The organism is Shigella sp. FC1967, assembly GCF_001743005.1.
Taxonomy (GTDB): domain Bacteria; phylum Pseudomonadota; class Gammaproteobacteria; order Enterobacterales; family Enterobacteriaceae; genus Proteus.
The window spans coordinates 1-715 of sequence record NZ_MIIZ01001132.1 but is presented as its reverse complement, the minus strand read 5'-3'; the positions used below and the strand labels follow the sequence as shown (position 1 = coordinate 715).

Annotated in this window: 1 pseudogene; it reads left to right on the top strand. The window is 42.8% G+C overall.

Annotated elements, in window-relative coordinates:
- The first annotated feature begins 51 nt into the window (after positions 1–51).
- Positions 52–478: pseudogene (gene tnpA, locus BHE89_RS19280) on the top strand (IS200/IS605 family transposase).
- Positions 479–715: the final 237 nt, after the last annotated feature.

The following is a 715-nucleotide window of genomic DNA, read 5'->3' as shown; positions in this document are numbered from 1 at the left end:
GCGCTCATTGATATAATGTTTTTATTTTAACATGTTAGGGCAATATATCAATTGAGTAATCATGATGATTTACTGGCGGAATTCCTCAGAAAGCGGCACAGTGTCAGTAAACTGGTCGTGCATCTGATCTTTACGACAAAGTATCGACGTAAGCTATTTGATGGACTGATGCTCGCTCAACTGCGTGATGCATTTGATTCCGCTGCGGCAAAACTTGAATGCGAAATTATTGAGATGGACGGAGAGCCTGACCATGTGCATCTGCTGGTTGCTTACCCGCCAAAAACTGGCGGTCAGTGTGATGGTCAACAATCTGAAATCAGTATCGTCGCGCCTGCTGCGCCAGCAAAACACACATTTACGGACGCAAAGTAAAACAGGACTTTTGTGGTCAAGGTCGTACTTTGTCTGTAGCTCTGGAGGGGCAACGATTGAAACACTCAGAGCCTACGTTCAGAGCCAGTCAACGCCTGATTGATCTTTAAAGCCCTGCGGGCTTTTCACCTTATATCCCCACCCGCACTGGGCGAGGGTTTACGGCGTTTTTCGCTAAGTGAGTGAAGAATATAGCTTCCTTCAAAACACTATCATCTTATTGAAGCCAAAATAGTTTATAGTGAATTTAACGCAAGATAATAATGTTGTATCTAGCTATCACTATCAAAGATCTTAAAACAACCACGTTATCATTAGACTAATGATAACTTTAGTTTGG